Annotated in this window: 1 pseudogene; it reads left to right on the top strand. The window is 48.3% G+C overall.

The window, feature by feature from the left end:
- Positions 1 to 205, top strand: a pseudogene (locus H5187_RS25320) (IS21 family transposase); the annotation flags it as partial.

Raw genomic sequence — 205 nt, 5'->3', positions numbered from 1 at the left:
CAGGGACTTCTCACCCCGTCAAAAAAGATACCCAACACCTGACTGGCTCACCATCAATAAGGATTTAAAGCAGCACAAACATTTGACGTTGCAGTTAGTATTCGATGAAATGCGTGAGAAAGTCGGTGAGCCTTATTACAGCTATAGCCACTTCTGCCGCGCCTATCGGGAATGGGTGGGGAAACAACGGTTGTCGATGCGTCAG

It is taken from the genome of Pseudoalteromonas sp. SG44-1 (assembly GCF_014164315.1).
Lineage (GTDB): Bacteria > Pseudomonadota > Gammaproteobacteria > Enterobacterales > Alteromonadaceae > Pseudoalteromonas > Pseudoalteromonas rhizosphaerae.
The sequence above is the reverse complement of the archived record's forward strand: the minus strand, read 5'-3'. Positions and strand labels throughout refer to the sequence as shown.